Source organism: Vibrio sp. M260112 (assembly GCF_036533775.1).
In the GTDB taxonomy this organism is placed as follows: domain Bacteria; phylum Pseudomonadota; class Gammaproteobacteria; order Enterobacterales; family Vibrionaceae; genus Vibrio.
On sequence record NZ_JATABH010000015.1, the window covers coordinates 49,960 to 67,510 of the forward strand.

The window sequence follows — 17,551 nt, forward strand, 5'->3', positions numbered from 1 at the left end:
ATTGCGACTTTAACTGAATAACTTTTGACTATATATGCACTTTTCGACCAACCCTATGACTATATACACTTGGATTCTCACGTAATGAGAAAGGCTTCTATTTTAACAGCTAGGATTTTCAGTGTTAATTTTGCGATTTTATAGATAATAACTTTGCGAAATTTAGTTAACACGCCGTTAAATGCCACAAAAAAGCAGTGACAGCGGTCACATCTACACATCCCCTCCACTATTTTGCTTTCTTATTTTTTCATTCGCCTGCTAACCTCCTGCTCGCCTTGAAATGAACTCAGGGTGCATAACTATAAGGAGTGTTCTCTATGAATACCAAGAAGCCAATGTCGTTAACCAGCCGTGTTATTCTCGGTATGGTAGCGGGTATCTTGACAGGATTTGCAATTCGCAGCCTATTTGCCGACAACGGATTTGTCGATGCATATATTGTTAATGGATTATTTGAAGTCGGTGGACAGATCTTTGTCGCCAGCTTAAAAATGCTTGTTGTACCACTGGTGTTTGTTTCACTGGTTTGCGGTACTAGCTCATTAAAAGACCTTTCTACTTTGGGTCGTATGGGAGGCAAAACCCTTGCTTTCTATATCGCAACCACGGCAGTGGCTATCACTCTAGCCCTAACCATGGGTAACCTATTCCAACCGGGTGCTGGCGCTGATCTTACAGCGGCAAGCTCGTTCAAGTCTTCTGAAGCTCCATCGCTTGGTCAGGTGATCATTGATATGTTCCCAACCAACCCTATTAGCGCGATGGCAGGGGGCAAAACCCTTCAGGTCATCGTATTTGCCGTACTTTTCGGTGTAGCGATTAGCGCAGCAGGCAAACCAGGTGAACGTATTGCATCGTTTTTCTCGGATCTGAATGACGTAATCATGAAACTGGTCGCGATCCTGATGAACCTTGCACCATACGGCGTGTTCTTCTTGATGGCGAAACTGTTCACAGGTCTTGGTCTGAGTGCAATTGTTAACTTGGCAGAGTACTTCCTCGTACTGGCTGGCACGCTACTTTTGCATGGTTTGGTCACCTACAGCTTGATGCTAAAAGGCTTTACTGGTCTAAGCCCAATCACCTTCCTTAAGAAGATGGAAGACGCAATTATGTTCGCTTTCTCGACGGCGTCTTCAAATGCAACGATTCCAGTGACAATGGAAACGGCTAAGAACCGCATGGGTGTAGAGAACCGTGTGTCATCGTTTACCGTACCATTAGGTGCAACGGTGAACATGGACGGTACTGCAATCATGCAAGGTGTTGCGACTGCATTTATCGCACAGGCGTTCAACATTGACCTGACGATGGGTGATTACCTGATGGTTATCCTCACAGCAACCCTAGCCTCTATCGGCACGGCAGGTGTTCCAGGCGTTGGTCTAGTTATGCTAGCAATGGTACTAAACCAAGTAGGTCTACCGCTGGAAGGTATCGCACTGATCATGGGTGTTGACCGTCTACTCGATATGATTCGTACTGCTGTTAACATCACTGGTGACAGTGCCGTGACTATTATTGTTGCTAAGTCTGAAGGTGCACTGGACGAATCTCGCTTCAACGACCCAATGGCTGGAGCCGAAGAAGAAGAAGTTCATCTCAAACGTTCAGAAGCTTAATTTGATCATAGCAGTTGGCTTAAAAGCCAATTTCAGCAAGGTCGCCAAATAGCTCTAACGATAAAAAACGCCTCGATAGCCATATCGAGGCGTTTTTTGATTTATACATCCTGATTATTTGGTTGGCATCGGCAGGATTTCAAACATGCCATCAAAATCATCTAACGAATCCGTTAAGTGCTTAACCAGCTCCGCATTACCATTGATTTTCACTTTGCCAGACTTCAACAATTGATCGAGAGATGCTTTCCCCAACACCATTTCTGTCATGTCAGTCTTATTGATCACTAACTCTACATCCGTGTTTGGCATCGTCTCAACGGCGATGTTCGCCATATTTGAGTTCGATACTTCGCCAAAATAACGCTCGTTGATGTCTGGGTGGTGGATACCAAAGCTAAAGTCCAACCCTGCCTGCTCTGCTTTTTCTGCATTCAGTCGCACCGCTAAAAAGTCTAGGAACATACCGGTTGGTGTATTGGCAATCACATCTGCTGAGGCCAGTTTAATCGAAGGTTGTACTTTACCGGTTTTTAACTCTACAGCACCTTGCAGATACGAGTTGCGCCATGCCATTGTCTCTGATTGATAGCCTTGTTGTTCAAAGCTATCTGCAAGCGAAAAACGGTAATTAATGTTATCCGGCTGACACTGCACCAAGTCATTAAACAATTGTGACGCTTGCTGGTATTCACCTTTGCTGTAGTGTGTCTGACCTGCTTTGTACAACGTGTCAGCGCCTGCGGCGGCTACATAAACACAAGACTTGTCCTTAGTTTGCAACGGATTGGTGTTCACTGGGTTCATGTCGTGATAGCCAAGATACAAATTCACCACAGCACGAGCGTTGTGACTGTATGAACCGTGGTAACCATTGGTGTGCCAAGTTTGTAACTGGGACTCTGGAATGATCTTTTCTATTTCACGCCCTACGTCATGAATCGTCACACCATGGTTTGCCAAACGCATCGCCTGATTATGGATAAAGCCATAATTGTCACGCTGAAGCGTCATGTAGTCCGAGATCTCATTGTTCTCCGTATTCGCTTCATTCCACACTGGCGCTGAGTGTGCCGCATGAATATTATCGACCAGTCCGCTATCAACATAACGCAGTTTTAGCTCAGTAAGATATTTAGTCCATACTAAGGCATCACGAACTTTAGCCCCTCGGAATGTGTAGATATTGTGCATACCATCATAAGTGAGTTCTGCTGTGTTTAGGGAGCGATATTTGGGAACGTAAAGCACAATTTCAGCAGGTGCTTCCGCACCGGGCATATTGATCGCGTGAAGTTCAAGGCCATCAATAGTAATGACTTTCTCACGTTCTGAGATTTCTTGGGTTGGTGCAACCAAAGTCACTTCTCCGCGCGAAGTACCCAAGCCAAGAGCATTATCAACAATACCCTGAGGGTTGTTATCTAAAGTGGTACCGTATTGGTAGTTAGCACGGCGACTCATCGCGGTACCAGCGATAACATTTTCATCAGCCAGCTCCTTAATAAAGTCGTTTGGTGCATAGATCGGCGCACCTTCAATGAAATCACCAGACTCAATGATGCCTCGAGAGCCGCCGAAATGGTCAGCGTGCATATGCGAATAGATCATACCGGTAATCTTGTGTTCACCATTGACCTTTGGCAGATGCATTTTGGCAAATTCCCATGAGGCAGCGGCGGCTTGCTTGGATAACAAAGGATCATGAATAACATAGCCATTATCAGTGCGGTAGATAGTCATGTTGGACAGATCCGCGCCTCGGACTTGGTAGACACCATCCGTCACTTGATACAGACCACCAGCCGCATAGTTGAGCATCCCCTGACGCCAAATAGACGGGTTTACCGTTGCTGGCAGTTGTTCAAGATTCATCTCCGCCATGTAATCAAAGCGCTTTTTTAACTTGCCAGCCTGATGACTACCAAATTCCGCAATAAGACCTTTCTTGGTGCGCTCAAATGCTGATACATCTTGCCAAGGCAGTTGTTTAGCAAGTTCTTGGTTTGCACTCTTAGTATGCTCAGTCGCAGGGTTGCCTTGGTACGTTTCTAAACTGGCATAGTCAGCCAGAGCAGAGTGTGAAACGATAAGTGCCAATGAAATCGCTGAGGGTAAAAAACGTCGAGTCATAGGGAGCCTCATAGTGTCTCGTTATTGGGTACAAAATGTACTTTATTCAATTGACACATCTAAATACATGCATGTAACTTTATTTGAAACATCGCAATTTGTTATGTATTGAAGGAACCAGAATGAGCAATGACAACATTGACCTCAATTTGCTGAAAATATTCATTACCGTTTATCAACAGCGTTCGATTACTCTTGCCGCTGAGGTATTGGGATTAACCCAGCCAGGTGTTAGTGGTGTCTTGAAACGTTTGCAGAAACAACTCGGCGTTCAACTGTTTGTTCGAGCTGGTCGCGGAATTGCGCCTACCCATCAGGCACAAGAGTTAGCACGCCAAATTGAACCTGCGCTGAGTCAGATTCATAACGCGATACAAGGTATTGAAGCATTTTCTACCGAGCATTCACGTCGTTTTGTGGTCTACACAACAGAGCCCATCATGCTTACCTTACTGCCGAAAATCGATGCGGATAAGGAACTGGGGAACGTTGAAATCGAACTGCATCCAACCTTGTCGAGTGAAGAGAAACTGATCAACAACCTCAATCGACAACAAGCCGATCTCGCGATTGATTTTGCCAACTACTCTGCCCCTTCATTCTTTTCTGAGTTCTTGTTTGACGATCAAATCTGCATCATTGCCCGCCGGGGACATCCAAGGATTAATAAGTCAGTCGATCTCCGACAATTTTACGAAGAGAAGCACGTTACACTAAAGATGAGAAGGGAACAGGCTTACCTCGCCGACTATTTCACCGAAGAGTCAATTGGTGAGAGACGAGTTGCTGCGGAATGCGACTCGCTAGTGTCGCAGATGACCATGATTTCCAACAGTGACTGCCTCGCCGCTGTGGTTAAAAGCCTTGCCAACCAGTTTGCAGATAGACTCGATTTACAAGTTATGGACGCACCTTTCACCAGTATCCCTGTCAAATATCGCTTAATGGCCCACAATCGAATGAAATTCAATCCAGCCAACCAATGGCTACGTAATAAACTCAAGTCCTACTTCATTAGCGGGTAAAGATTTCTTACACAAGGAATATCCTGACAATAATAATGGAACCGACCCATAAAAATAGAGGCTTAACTAATTTATGCTTCACTAACTTAGTAATTGTCTTTATTTAAATTAAATGAAGGTTTTTTCACAACACTCGTTCAAATATCACCACATTTAACTGTATACATTCATCATCCCAAGAAGGGATTAGCAATGAAACGACTGAAATTTAACAAATATTTAACTTAGATACTGAGCCAACATAATTAATAATTAGGTTATCAATATTAGCTTGCCATGTATCAATACTGCCTAAGTGGTTATCTAATAACGACTTAATAGCCTTCTGTTTAATTTCCTTATCACTGAGCACTATCATTTGTTTTATTAATAGAGATAGAAAACACTATTGTAGGAAAAAGCAGATTTAATTAGCACAATGATTACATAGAGGTGTTTTTGTGATGCCGAGAAATAAAACACTCCATGCTATAGCTATCCTTGCAAGCTTAGCTTTTATTAACACTGCGCAAGCGGATATTAACGAACCGCAAGGCAGAGCAGTCCAGATGCTTAGTAGCCTTCAAGATAGCAGTCAGGTAAGGTATTTTAATGCAGATTATTGGTTTACCGAGGAGACTAATATCCCATCAATGAAGACAGCTAATGATGATATTTTAAATCAAAATCGTCGTTATCTTGTCGATTTCAGCATGATTGAAGACGAGGAGCAAAAACAACAAGCGAAATCAATGTTGAGGCAACAAATTGGCTTAACTTTTGACAGTGACTTTCTCATAGTCAGTAGATACAAAGGGAAGTTAATGTTCTCTCCTGTCGATAATGAAGATGATCCTAACGTGAGTAATTTGGAACTGAGTACTGAGACCGATACGTCTTCATTCGCTCGGTCGGAAAACACTGCGGCTCTTCCACACGTAGCATTTTATTTAAACGTCAATCGACGGATAACATTCGATGAATGTCGATTTCAAAAATCCCGACTTTTTGGTTCACCCAACACTAAAAAGTACCTTTGCAGTTATCCTAATATATCTTTAATTTATCGAGTTAGTCTCGCACGTTCATTGCAATATGGTACAACAGGTTCAGCAACTCCCGACGCAAAAATCGTTCGTATTAGCTTAGATGACGAATCGTCCGGCGCTGGAATTAACCTGAACAATAAACTCGATACTCATAGGACATATAATCGGACGTCAGCTACGTCAAATGCTTACGACACAGAATGGGTAACTGACGCTATCGCTGAAGATTATCGATTCACATTTAATGCTTCGAATAGCAAAGCGCAGGTATTAAAAACATTCCCCAGATCCAACATCAACTCACAATATGAAGTAAGAGAAGTATCTGGTTTCGAACTGGGGATATCCGGCAACTTAGAAAACGCTAAGAGAAAACTAGAAGCTAAAGCGAGTTATAATCAGAGCCGTTGGCTAACCTTTAACACGTCCGATTATCGTGTTGAACGTAACACCAATGGGCCAAGAAACATAACTTTCAAGTGGAACCGAGAGCAATTTCGGACCGCAGCCTCTTTGATGAACAAACGAACCGATACAGTGTTTGTATGGAATAGATATCCTGTTGATCTCAAACGTATAAGCCCGATTTCGTACTCAGGTTTTGTCCCAAAAATGGATGTTATCTATAAAGCCAATGCAAACGAGACAGGAACCACACGCTTTACAATTGAGTCTTCGGTCAACATGCGTCCATTCTATCACGGGCGTTATTACCACTATTACTTCTTTGGCAATCACTTTTCCTACCATAGTTTTGAAGACACTCCACGCCGAAGAGTTGGTGTTAACACCAGCTTCACCGTCGACTGGACACACCCTGTATTTACGGGAGGTCGACCTGTCAATCTACAACTTGCGAGTTTTAATAACCGATGTATTCAAACGAGTAGCAACGGTACGCTAAGCACGCGCAATTGTCTTTCTAATAGTGCTCAACAATCATTTATCTATGATCAGTTTGGTCGCTACGTGAGCACAACGAACAAGAAATGTCTCGACGGAGAGTCACTGGGTAGATTGCAGCCCTGTGCGATGAAATTAAGCCAGCGCTGGGAGTGGTTAGAAAACAGTGACAACCTGAACAATGTCTTTTTTGACCAAAAGCTTGGACACGATAAAACCACAGGTAATCTCGGTTTATATAACTATGACGACTCACAAGTCAGTGTAAGGACGATGACTTCTTTTACCAACCTCTTTAACTAATATTTCGCCATATAAGTTACACTACAGACAAAAAGATCCCCCCGACTCTAATGTCAGGGGGGATCTTTTCCTCTATAAGCAATGACTCTACTTGTTATCGCCACCCAAAAAACAAACATTTAGGTCACAAATGTTTAATGAATACAATCGGATCCAACTTATCTCACATAACCACAGCTAAATCCTCTCTAGAATAGTTTTACGATAACAACAATCGGCTTTCCAAGGAGTGAAAGTATGAAATTGCAGTGGTCCCTTTTTGTCACCCTCTTTTTGCTACCTTTTTCAACATTTGCTGCTTCCTCGAACACACAAGTTTTACCATTAACCCAATCCACCATTGGTTATGCATCGCTCATCATCTTCGCTATCGCCTATACCTTGGTGATGCTAGAGGAGTACCTGCAGCTAAGGAAATCAAAACCTGTATTACTTGCCGCAGGCTTAATCTGGGCAATGATTGGTTACGTCTATTCCCAATACGATCAGGTTGAAGTTGCAAAGGCTGCGTTGGAACATAACCTGCTTGAGTATGCGGAGTTATTGCTGTTTTTGTTAGTCGCGATGACCTACATCAGCGCAATGGAAGAGAGGCGGCTGTTCGATGCACTTCAGGCTTGGATGGTCGGCAAAGGATTTAACTTTAAATCACTCTTTTGGCTAACCGGTATTCTCGCCTTCTTTATTTCACCGATCGCCGATAACCTGACCACCGCACTGCTAATGTGCGCAGTCGTGATGAAAGTTGCAGGCGATAATACCAAATTCATTAATCTAGCCTGTATCAACATCGTTATCGCGGCCAATGCCGGAGGTGCCTTCAGTCCATTTGGTGATATCACCACTCTAATGGTTTGGCAGGCAGGGCACGTCTCGTTTGGAGAGTTCATGCCCTTGTTTGTACCCTCCGTCATCAACTACCTTGTGCCAGCGTTGATTATGTCGTTCTTCATTCCTAAGACTCGCCCAGATGTCGTCCACCAACATGTCGAGCTAAAACGAGGAGCTAAGCGCATCGTCTTTTTGTTTGTTCTTACCATAGCAACAGCGGTTGCTTTTCATGCTGTCCTGCACTTTCCACCCGTGGTCGGTATGATGATGGGGCTCGCCTATCTGCAATTTTTCGGATTCTTCTTGCGCAAAACCCTTAAAGCTTCTCTACATAAAAAAGCAGCGCGAGCAATAGAAAATCGAGATGATCATGCGTTAAAACGTTTAGGCTCAGTGGTGCCTTTTGACGTGTTCCGACGCGTCTCTCATGCAGAATGGGACACGTTGTTATTTTTCTATGGCGTCGTGATGTGCGTTGGCGGCCTGAACCTTCTAGGCTATTTAGGTACGATCTCTGAAGTCATGTATACCCAATGGGATCCGGTGCTAGCGAACGTGATGGTCGGAATACTTTCTGCCATTGTGGATAATATCCCAGTGATGTTTGCGGTATTGACCATGGAGCCAGTCATGAGTATGGGCAACTGGTTATTGGTCACTCTTACTGCTGGTGTGGGAGGAAGCTTATTGTCGATAGGCTCAGCAGCAGGTGTAGCATTGATGGGAGCGGCGCATGGAAAATACACCTTCTTTGGTCACTTGAAATGGCTGCCAGTCATCGCGATGGGCTACGTGGCTAGTATTGCTGCACATTTATTGCTAAATGGTTCTCTCTTTAGTTAATCACTTCAGCGGGCAAAGGAGAGAAATCTCTCTTTTGCCACGTACTGGCCAACTGGTATTTCGCACACACGTTGCACGTCAGTAACTCGTTATTGCCGTGAATTCGCATTACGATGTCTTCACGCTTCTCCTTCGAGCTATTGCGCATCTGGATGGTCAGGTAGTTATCTTTCACTTCAAACGTTTTTGTCACATCCAGATGGTTCTCCTTGATAAAAGTCACTTGAGCGTCCTTAAATTCCAGCAGATCACCGTTGTACTGGTTTTCGAAGACCCCTTCAAATGAATACGTTTGCTTGTTGAGAATGCGTTCTGTCTTCTCTTCTGAACACCCCATTAGGGCGACTGGTAATAAACCACACACCAACAACGCAGTGCTTTTTACCCGTGTTACCATTCCATCACTCCGATTGCTCTAACTGCAATAGCTGCGCTTTGCGTTCTACGCCTCCTGCGTACCCTGTTAGCTTACCACTTTTTCCAATCACCCTGTGACACGGTACAATCACAGAAACAGGATTTTTGCCATTCGCTAACCCTACGGCTCTAACGGCCTTGGGGTTACCTATCGCATTAGCAAGATCCTGATAGCTACAGGTTTCTCCATATGGAATAGTGGCTAGCGCCTTCCAAACTTGAGTCTGAAATACGGTGCCTTTGGCTACAACAGGAAGATCAAAATTGGTGCGAGAGCCAGAGAAATACTCAGTCAATTGGACAACCGCTTGGCAAAGAATGGGGTTGTCTTCCGTGTAGATCCCCAAACTGTCTGGCTGAGTCGTTTGAGTTTCAAACCAAGCACCAACTAGCCCCTCTTGGTTCGCTTGCAGCGTCATGACACCTAATGGTGATTGAAATGTGGTGTAGTAGTTTGTCATGCGTGACTCCAACAATGAAAGGTTGCGTAGCTTCCCCAAGGAGAAACTGTATTCGTAGTGAGGTTGGGGAAAGCCTTGAGTGCTTTTTTCACCACTAGGTCACTCTCCAAAAAACAGTTAGGTTCTGAAGCGCCTCGTAAACGCGCATAGTTCATCGTCCATGGTCCGATTCCCTTTATTTCAAGCCAGGACTCCGGTGGTGCATCAGGGTGACAGGTCATGTAGGCAGCAAATCTTGCCAGCGTATCCTTGCGGCTTTGAGGCATCCGCAAGAATGATAAATCTGCACCGTTCACTTCACTCGGAGTGGGGAAATGCGTGACGCCATCTGGCTGCAAAGTGGTTGCCAGCAAGTTCAATTGCCCAATGGCAGCTTTGATAGAGACCTGTTGACCAAGAATTGCCCTGACCCCCGCTTCCCAAGGACTCCAAACCCCAGGGATACGAATACCCGATTGCTTGATTAGCTTTGGCTCGATGTCATGTAAATGTTTCTCGATCAGTAACAAGTCACTGTCGAGATCGAACATTCGCCGAACCTGATTGACCAACGACCTCAGGCACGAAATATCATCGAGTTTAAACTGCAATCTTACAATGCCCGTTTTGGGGTTTGATACAGAAAACCAACCGGCTTGCCCTTCCAACTCGAAGCAACGTTGATAGTCGTCTGCCCCCACCAGTTCCAATCCGTTGATCGCTCTCAAACGATAGAAATCGAGCATGTGCTGCCAATCAAAGGGGCCTCGGTAAGCGAGATCGATATGATTCGTCTCTGCACAAGCCACCAAATCCTTCTTTATCTGGGACGGTGTCAATTTCAGCTGCTGCTTGAACGCATCATTAAAACGACGAAGACTATTGAATCCACTCGCCAAAGCAACCTCTGTCACGGAGAGACGGCTGGTATGCAGCAACTGCTTCGCGAACATCAATTGATAACACAGCGCGTATTGCTTGGGGGACATACCAATATAGTGGCTGAACAACTTACGTAGATAGCGGTCTGAGATCCCGAGTCGCTCAGAGAGTTCGACTAGAGAAGCGTGTTGCAAAGCGCCTTGTTCAATTAACTTAACCGCACGCTGAAATGTCGCCTCGACGCCTTTCCATGCCCAAGAACTTGGCGCACTATCTGGGCGGCAGCGTAAACAAGGTCGATAACCCGCTTGCAATGCGAGGGCCTTATCAAAAAAGTACTCGACGTTTTCTTCCTTGGGTAGATTTGCTGGGCAAATCGGTCGACAAAAGATTCCTGTGGTTTTCACTGCCACGTAAAAACACCCATCAAAACGGCTGTCTCTTGCCATTCTCGCGTTATGGCAATCTTTTTTTGTCAAAAATGTCATTCCCTGAGCCATCATTTTTCCGATACGCTTCAAACTGTTATTTAAATTCTAAATCGGATAACAATAAATACTAGCCATTTTCGGCACTCAATGAGATTGCGAAGCCATTTTCCTCATCTAAAGTTATAGATGCAACCTTAAAAAATAATAAGGAAGTTGGCTATGCATCTACACTCTTGCACTGTTGTGCTTAAAAGCGATCTCACTATGACATGCGATAATGTTGAACAAATCTTAGGCATTATTGACCAACACGGCCCCACCAATATCGACAAAATTTTAATTGATGCCTTCGATGGTCAGTCGATACATCGCTATCATGAATTAACGATTGAGGAGTCAATTGAGAGCTTAATGAGCCTTTAAGATCAGTAGTCGCAAGGTAGCGTTAGCAGCTATCTTGTCTAACATGGATACAATAAAGCCTCGCATTAGCGAGGCTTTGATTTAAAGCGAGTTATTCAGCGACGGAAAAATCTGCCATCTGCTGCAAGCTATATGCAGTGACTGGGTCAATCGTTTTCACCAACTCTTCCACTTGCTTAATCGCATCTACCGAACTGCTCGCTTTACGATAGCTGAGGTAGATAGGACGATACCAATCCTCAACTCCCTGAACTTTGAACAGCTGTCCACTCGCTAAGAAGGGCTCGACGAGGGAGATTGGTAAGTAAGCACTTCCACCTTTTTCAAGGATGAATTCCAAAGCAATTCTGGCTGTAGATGTACGTAAGTAAGGCGCTGCGATTCTAGCGTGACGCTCCGCGTGCTCAGAGGCAAACTTCGTCCCCCAGTCAACATAGACATACTTATCTTCAAATACCGTATCTAACGCATCTTGCTTAGTCGAGACCAGCACAAGCACGACATCGGCGACTTTTTTACAGTGAAGTTCATCTGCTTTAATTTGATCAAAGGCGAAAGCCATATCGAGGGTGCGTTCTTGCAATTGACGAGTTAATGCTTCGCGGCCCAAGATCTCAGCCATAAAGCCATAACCTTCAAATTCATCGGTCACTAGGCTGAGACAGTTCTGAAGATAGGCATCCCACACATTGGCAGTACCACCTAAAGTTAATTGCAGGGCTTTGCCACTTTCCAACGAAAGTTCCAGTTTAGCCTGTTGTAAGGTACTCACCATGACTTCGGCATAACCGATGAGTCGTTCACCAGAAGAGGTCAACTTGATGTTGTTTCGGTCTCGAATAAATAGCTGAGTGTCAAAGTAGCTTTCAAGTTGTTTAATGCGGGCACTAACAGCCGCTTGGGTGATGTACAGATTCTCTGCCGCTTTGCCAAAATGTCTGACTTGAGCCAGTTCTAAAAACGTTCTAAAGACTTTTACGTCCATTGGTTTTCCTCTACCGACAATCTTGCAATGTTAGCAAGTTCGATGAATTCTTATAATCTTCAGGTCACTAAAGTGTTATCTAAATTTAATAAAACTATTCAATAGTAATGATAAAAAGGTTTTGTTTTTCTTTTGTTAATTTTACGCCTAACTTTCGCTCTAGGTCACCCATTTAGGATCAATTAGAGGCTAACAAAATGTCTGACACCGAATTTCGTCATGGCAAAAAACGTTTTTACGACAATACTAAGTTCCCACGAGGATTCGCTAAGTCTGGCGATTTTACGCTTGCTGAGGAAGAAATTCTAACGCTTTATGGCGACACTATGCTTGGCTTAGAGTCTGGTGATTTAACGCCTGAAAACGCCGAAGAGAAACATTTTGTCAAAGTATTAGTCCATCCAGGCAAAGCGAAATCAAAACTTGAGCGTGTATGGCTTAAATATGTTCAGTTAGCTCGTGGCCGAAAGCGTTTCCATACTCTAAATGGTCGCAATAAACCTGATGCAGGCGCTGATGATTACTCAGAAGACGCAAGCTTAGTAGAAGAAGATTAAGCACCAAATTAAAAGCCCTGAGCGCAATACGTTCAGGGCTTTGTCTATTTAGCGAGCATCGCCACTTTCTTAAGAAAGCTGTCACGCAGATGTTCTTGGTCATAGTCGAGGTGGTAGGTGTTGTGAAAACCAACTTTTAACTCGACGCCATTCCCCCGCATATAGACGTTATAGCCATCATAGTCGGAGAATGCCTCCACCCCTTCATATATTTTACCGTGCTCAGTTGGCGTTCCATTCGCCATAACGGTTTCATATGCCATAAGAATTTTGCTCGGATCAAGTTCGTTTTTCATCCCCAACCTCCTTTATTTCACACTGAAAGTATGAGCAGAAATGGCCTATTTAGCCAATCCGAACCTTGAGCCGTATCAAAATCTATACGTTTTTGTCTTCTCTAACCAATTCCGCCAAGGTCGCTAATCGTTGCTGGCTATTTTTGACATATGGGTTATCAGTATCCCAAGCATATCCAGCCAAGATTGAGCTAATCATCTCTTTAATACGCGGGTTTGGGCGCTGATAGAAGATCACATCTTGTAGGGTGCCGTTATACCAACCTTCTACGTAGGTTCTGAAGGTGTTAACGCCAACCATCAAAGGCTCCGCATACTCTTTTTGCCAATCCACGGCCTGTCCACTGAGCTGACGAACAATACAATCTGCCGCAAAGTGTGCCGATTTCATGGCAATAGTCACGCCAGAAGAGAACACTGGGTCAAGAAATTCGCCCGCGTTACCAAGCAAAGCGTAGTGCGATGTCGCAAGATGTTTAACGTTGGCTGAATAACCACCGAGTTCACCAGCAGGGTTAGGATACTCAGAATTCGCCAACAAGCGAGCCAAACCCGGCTCTTCACTAGCCAGTTGTTCAATTGCCTCTATCTTGTCTTGTGGGTACTTGTCGAAGAACTCAGGCTCACCAACAATACCAAATGAGCACACGCCATTGGAAAAAGGAATTAGCCAGTACCAAACATCATGATTATCAGGATGGACAGAGATCAGAATCTTATTGCGGTCATACTCCATATCTTCAACGTCGATGTTGTCAACGATATGAGTGAAAATCGCTTTACGTGGTGGAAGACACGATGGCTCTTCAAGATCGAGCATTCTTGGTAGAACTCGTCCAAAGCCACTGGCATCGAGCACATAGTCGGCTTCTATCTGATAGGGATTACCTTGATGATCCGTGACCGTAAGCAGCGAGCGCTGGTCAATGAACTCGAGTGCCGTCAGTTCATGTTTGTAACGAATTTCGACACCTTGTTGTGCAGCACTGTCGGCAAGTACTTTGTCAAAGTTACCACGCTGAACTTGGTATGTGGTTCCCGGTCCACTGCTAAACTTTTCAGTAAAGTTGAATTGGGTATAGACACCATTGCGTCTAAATGCGGCGCCATCTTTATATTGGAAGCCGTATGCGTTTACGGCCTCTAGCATTCCAGCCTGCTCAACCACTTCCATACACGCTGGCAACAAACTTTCTCCAATCGAAAAGCGAGGGAACTCGGCCTTTTCAATCACAATGACTTTGATATTTTGCGCATTAAGCAGCGCAGAAACGGTAGAACCAGAGGGCCCGGCACCGACAACAACAACTTGAGTAAATTCTTTATTCATCATTATTTTTTATATTGCTCATGTTCAGATAAAGTGACTATTTTGACGTCAACTTTAATAAGGTGTGACCGAGTCCGATATCATCCGTTCTCTCAATCACCGCTAAGCCCGCCTCTTCGACAATCTCCAGAAAATCGTCGCTACGATAAAAGCGGCTATTGCCATTGGCTAAACAGGTGAAGTATAGCGAGGTCGCGTTTAGACTATACGATGCGGCATCATATTTCTGTGCATCCCAAAACAGCTCTAGAATATAGACGGCATCGCCAGGACGAAGTTGTTGCTTCACACGTTTCAAGATACTCAAGATCTCCATCGGAGAGAAACAGTCTAGGAACTGGCTCATCCACCAGATATCTGCTTGAGGGGGCAGAGTTTGCTGTTTGTCGAGCATATTGGCTGGGAAAGGCGTAACACGCTGTTCAAAACCGTGCTGCACTGCATTGGCCATAGCCATTTCCAATTGCTGAGGTAGGTCGACAATGGTGACCTGAACCTCACTGTCATATCCACAGCACTGCATCGCCCATTTACCCGTGTTACCACCGATATCAACGATCTGCTTTGGCTGTGATTTAAAGACTTCTTGAAGTAAAACAGGGAAAGAACGATCGGAGTAGAAGTGATCAAATTTAAACCAGCTTTGCTTCGCTCTTTCTGGCAATTGTGAGAGGCCTTGATAAATCGTCTCCCATTCACCCAACTCTTTCAGTCCTGCGGGCTTACCTTCCACTATCGATTCAGTTAAGTGCATCATCGCCGCATAACAAACGTCTGCGGTGAAATCCATGTTGGCGTTGGTCATGCCATCGTGGAGAATAAAAAAGCCTAGATTGGCTAATGAATAGTTAGGTTTTTGCCATAAAACAATGTTTGCACTTATGGCCATATCGAGTAGCACTTTTACGCCATACTCTGAAACGTCGGTTTTTTGTGCAATCGCGGCAGCATCTAAGCCTTCACTGCCTGCATCGTCAAGTACAGTTAAAATACCTAAGTCACGCAAAGTACGCGCCGTGTGAAATACAATCGGTGCAAATGAAAGCTTTTGAGCTTCTGTCTTCGCCTCTAGTGCGTTGAATGGATCTTTAATTTTGTTTACCACGAAAAACCTAACTATTAGTTGCTAATTAATTACTGACCAGAAGCCGTTAACGCTAACTGACGTTTAATATCTACGTTTAGATTGTTTATCCAACGGTTGTAGTTACGATGAATTTTGCCACCCTTCTCTTTTAGGTTTTCTGAGTTGAGATAAATTATTGAGTAAAATTTGTCGCTAAATGGGATTTTTATCTCAGCGTAGTGGTCACGAACATGAATTTTTGCGTTCAATTCTGTTGGACTCACTTCTTCGACAATCCAACCGCGATTCGTCGCAGCTTGCATTATCGCCATCTTAACTTGTTTGCTTTGAAGATTATATCCAACTGGAGTATCCTCAACATTCATTACAGGCTGAACTCACCCACAACCAACAAGTAATAACGCTAACAAAAGTGAGCCGAGTAACTTAAATGATGACATATTATTATTTCCTTAATTAAGTGTAAGTCTGCAATAGTATTTCGCTGTAAAAACAACAATTCAAATTTTTATGTCAAATTCAGAAATCAATATCTCATTTAACATCGATGCATGGCTCGCGCATTCTAACGGACTTTCCACGTCTCAAAATTGGGAAAGCTGGGCAAATAACTTGGAATGGCCGCAAGACGGTACCCTGATTTGCTCAGCCATACCGCCGATGATGCGCCGTAGAATGAGTCATTTAAGCAAACTAGCGGTTCAAACGAGCATTGAACTGTTAAATGAACACGAGATTGATTATCTGGTTTTTGCCAGCCGCCACGGAGAACTGCACCGCAGTATTGCTTTAGTGGGTGATATCTTACGTGGCGAAGAAGCCTCTCCAATGGCTTTTTCCCAATCTGTGCACAATACCGCAGCCGGACTTGTCACCATCGCAACCAAAAAAACCATTCCTCTAACCTCAATTGCAGCCGCTGAAAATACGTTTCAAAGTGCCTTGCTTGAGGCTTGGCTTTATCTCAATGATCATCCAGATCATAAAGTACTGGTTGTCGATTTTGATGAACCAGTTCCAGAAGCCTATCAACAATATGAACATCAGCAGTATCAAGGTTATGGACTGGGCTTGGTGTTGTCGGTTGGAAAGCAGTACCAAATCTCCAAACAGAGTAACGATAGCGGCCAGCCCCATTCTCTACCTCAAGGGTTAGAGTTTATTCGTCAGTTCGTTTCTGAGCGAAATGAATGGGCTATTTGTGCCAACAATCAAATCTGGAATTGGCAACGAAAATGATTAAGTTAGGTCAATATTGGCGTGTGTTCGCAACTGGATTCTGTTTTTCAGTTTTTGGCTTAGGTGGATTAGCGCTCAGCTTTATTGTTATTCCTACTATTCGCATATTGTACCGTGATAAAAGGGCCAGAGAATATAAAGTTCAGAATACGATACAGCGATCATTTAACTTTTTCTGCAAGCTGATGAAGTTGACCGGCGCCATTGATTATAAAATCCTAGGCGCTGACATTTTGCACAATGATAAAAATTGCTTAATTGTTGCTAATCATCCAAGTCTCATTGATTACGTTTTGATCGCCTCTCAGCTAGAACGCTGCGATTGCCTCGTCAAATCAGCGATATGGGCCAACCCGTTTATGAAGCATATTGTCAAAGCGGCGGGTTATATTCCAAATGAAACGCCAGACGATTTATTGGCAATATGCGAACAACGCTTTAAACAAGGAAATGTTTTATTAGTTTTTCCTGAAGGCACGCGAACAACACCTGGCGTTGAATCCAAACTTCAACGTGGTGCTGCGCAAATTGCCGTCCGCACAGGTCGAGATTTGCGCATCATTCACATCACCGTTTCTCCGAGCTTTCTCACAAAAGAGAAAAAGTGGTATCAAGTCCCCCCAACTAAACCTTTTTTCCTAGTAGAGGTTAAGGATAAAGTTGAGGTTAAGCCCTTTATAGAGCAAACTACGTCTCCGACACTTGCTGCCAGACGCTTGCAGCAGCATTTATCAGAGACACTCTTTCCAGAAAACCCAAGTCACAAGTAGGTC

Annotated in this window: 16 protein-coding genes and 1 pseudogene; 8 read left to right on the forward strand and 9 right to left on the reverse strand. The window is 44.1% G+C overall.

All coding sequences use genetic code 11. The annotated features are described in order from the left end of the window. Positions 1–320 precede the first annotated feature (320 nt). Complete coding sequence (locus QTN95_RS08915) at positions 321–1,625, forward strand: dicarboxylate/amino acid:cation symporter (RefSeq protein WP_331417224.1); 1,305 nt, start codon at positions 321–323, stop codon at positions 1,623–1,625. A gap of 114 nt (positions 1,626–1,739) precedes the next feature. Here QTN95_RS08915 and QTN95_RS08920 read toward each other — a convergent pair whose 3' ends face one another. Continuing rightward, positions 1,740–3,758 (reverse strand): alkyl/aryl-sulfatase, encoded by a 2,019-nt coding sequence (locus QTN95_RS08920; protein WP_331417225.1) that lies wholly within the window; start codon positions 3,756–3,758, stop codon positions 1,740–1,742. A gap of 122 nt (positions 3,759–3,880) precedes the next feature. Here QTN95_RS08920 and QTN95_RS08925 point away from each other — a divergent pair, with 122 nt between their 5' ends. The 3 genes from QTN95_RS08925 (at position 3,881) to nhaD (ending at position 8,691) form a co-directional block, all read left to right on the forward strand. Next, complete coding sequence (locus tag QTN95_RS08925) at positions 3,881–4,783, forward strand: LysR family transcriptional regulator (RefSeq protein ID WP_331417226.1); 903 nt, start codon at positions 3,881–3,883, stop codon at positions 4,781–4,783. Between the two features lie 443 nt (positions 4,784–5,226). After that, the gene (locus QTN95_RS08930; RefSeq protein WP_331417227.1) at positions 5,227–7,017 is read left to right on the forward strand and encodes a leukocidin family pore-forming toxin; all 1,791 of its coding nucleotides are present in this window, start codon (positions 5,227–5,229) and stop codon (positions 7,015–7,017) included. A 237-nt stretch (positions 7,018–7,254) separates the two neighbouring features. Then, entirely contained in the window at positions 7,255–8,691 is a 1,437-nt protein-coding gene (nhaD, locus tag QTN95_RS08935) for a sodium:proton antiporter NhaD (RefSeq protein WP_331417228.1), read from the forward strand. Here the strand turns inward: nhaD and QTN95_RS08940 are convergent. Genes QTN95_RS08940 through QTN95_RS08950 form a run of 3 tightly spaced genes read right to left on the reverse strand, consistent with a single transcriptional unit; the run spans position 8,684 to position 10,933 of the window. After that, positions 8,684–9,088, reverse strand: coding sequence for a hypothetical protein (locus QTN95_RS08940; RefSeq protein ID WP_331417229.1), 405 nt, complete (start codon positions 9,086–9,088; stop codon positions 8,684–8,686). The two genes, nhaD and QTN95_RS08940, sit on opposite strands and share 8 nt — an antisense overlap. Before the next feature lie 4 nt (positions 9,089–9,092). Continuing rightward, positions 9,093–9,569 carry a methylated-DNA--[protein]-cysteine S-methyltransferase gene (locus QTN95_RS08945; RefSeq protein WP_331417230.1) on the reverse strand — a complete coding sequence of 159 codons (477 nt, stop codon included), beginning with the start codon at positions 9,567–9,569 and terminating at the stop codon, positions 9,093–9,095. Continuing rightward, the gene (locus tag QTN95_RS08950) at positions 9,566–10,933 is read right to left on the reverse strand and encodes a DNA-3-methyladenine glycosylase 2 family protein (RefSeq protein WP_443088865.1); all 1,368 of its coding nucleotides are present in this window, start codon (positions 10,931–10,933) and stop codon (positions 9,566–9,568) included. Before QTN95_RS08950 ends, QTN95_RS08945 begins: the two co-directional genes overlap by 4 nt. Positions 10,934–11,080: 147 nt before the next feature. Between QTN95_RS08950 and QTN95_RS08955 the strand changes: the two genes are divergently transcribed. Beyond that, positions 11,081–11,284 (forward strand): hypothetical protein, encoded by a 204-nt coding sequence (locus QTN95_RS08955; protein ID WP_331417232.1) that lies wholly within the window; start codon positions 11,081–11,083, stop codon positions 11,282–11,284. 91 nt (positions 11,285–11,375) lie between these two features. Here the strand turns inward: QTN95_RS08955 and QTN95_RS08960 are convergent, their stop codons facing one another. Beyond that, positions 11,376–12,269: a LysR family transcriptional regulator gene (locus QTN95_RS08960; RefSeq protein ID WP_138971156.1), complete on the reverse strand. Its 894-nt coding sequence runs from the start codon at positions 12,267–12,269 to the stop codon at positions 11,376–11,378. 197 nt (positions 12,270–12,466) lie between these two features. On the opposite strand from QTN95_RS08960, the gene QTN95_RS08965 reads away from it, so the two are divergent. Continuing rightward, positions 12,467–12,826, forward strand: coding sequence for a DUF413 domain-containing protein (locus QTN95_RS08965; protein ID WP_269375218.1), 360 nt, complete (start codon positions 12,467–12,469; stop codon positions 12,824–12,826). A gap of 44 nt (positions 12,827–12,870) precedes the next feature. On the opposite strand, the gene QTN95_RS08970 is transcribed toward QTN95_RS08965, so the two are convergent. From QTN95_RS08970 to QTN95_RS08985, 4 genes and pseudogenes are all read right to left on the reverse strand, one after another. After that, complete coding sequence (locus QTN95_RS08970) at positions 12,871–13,122, reverse strand: DUF3081 domain-containing protein (protein ID WP_138971154.1); 252 nt, start codon at positions 13,120–13,122, stop codon at positions 12,871–12,873. Between the two features lie 82 nt (positions 13,123–13,204). After that, positions 13,205–14,452: an NAD(P)/FAD-dependent oxidoreductase gene (locus QTN95_RS08975; RefSeq protein ID WP_331417251.1), complete on the reverse strand. Its 1,248-nt coding sequence runs from the start codon at positions 14,450–14,452 to the stop codon at positions 13,205–13,207. Between the two features lie 37 nt (positions 14,453–14,489). After that, positions 14,490–15,557 (reverse strand): class I SAM-dependent methyltransferase, encoded by a 1,068-nt coding sequence (locus QTN95_RS08980; protein ID WP_331417233.1) that lies wholly within the window; start codon positions 15,555–15,557, stop codon positions 14,490–14,492. Between the two features lie 29 nt (positions 15,558–15,586). Then, positions 15,587–15,979: pseudogene (locus tag QTN95_RS08985) on the reverse strand (hypothetical protein). Positions 15,980–16,049: 70 nt separating this feature from the next. Here QTN95_RS08985 and QTN95_RS08990 point away from each other — a divergent pair. Then, complete coding sequence (locus QTN95_RS08990; protein ID WP_331417234.1) at positions 16,050–16,778, forward strand: beta-ketoacyl synthase chain length factor; 729 nt, start codon at positions 16,050–16,052, stop codon at positions 16,776–16,778. Then, positions 16,775–17,548: a lysophospholipid acyltransferase family protein gene (locus QTN95_RS08995; protein ID WP_331417235.1), complete on the forward strand. Its 774-nt coding sequence runs from the start codon at positions 16,775–16,777 to the stop codon at positions 17,546–17,548. Before QTN95_RS08990 ends, QTN95_RS08995 begins: the two co-directional genes overlap by 4 nt. The last annotated feature ends 3 nt before the right edge of the window (positions 17,549–17,551 follow it).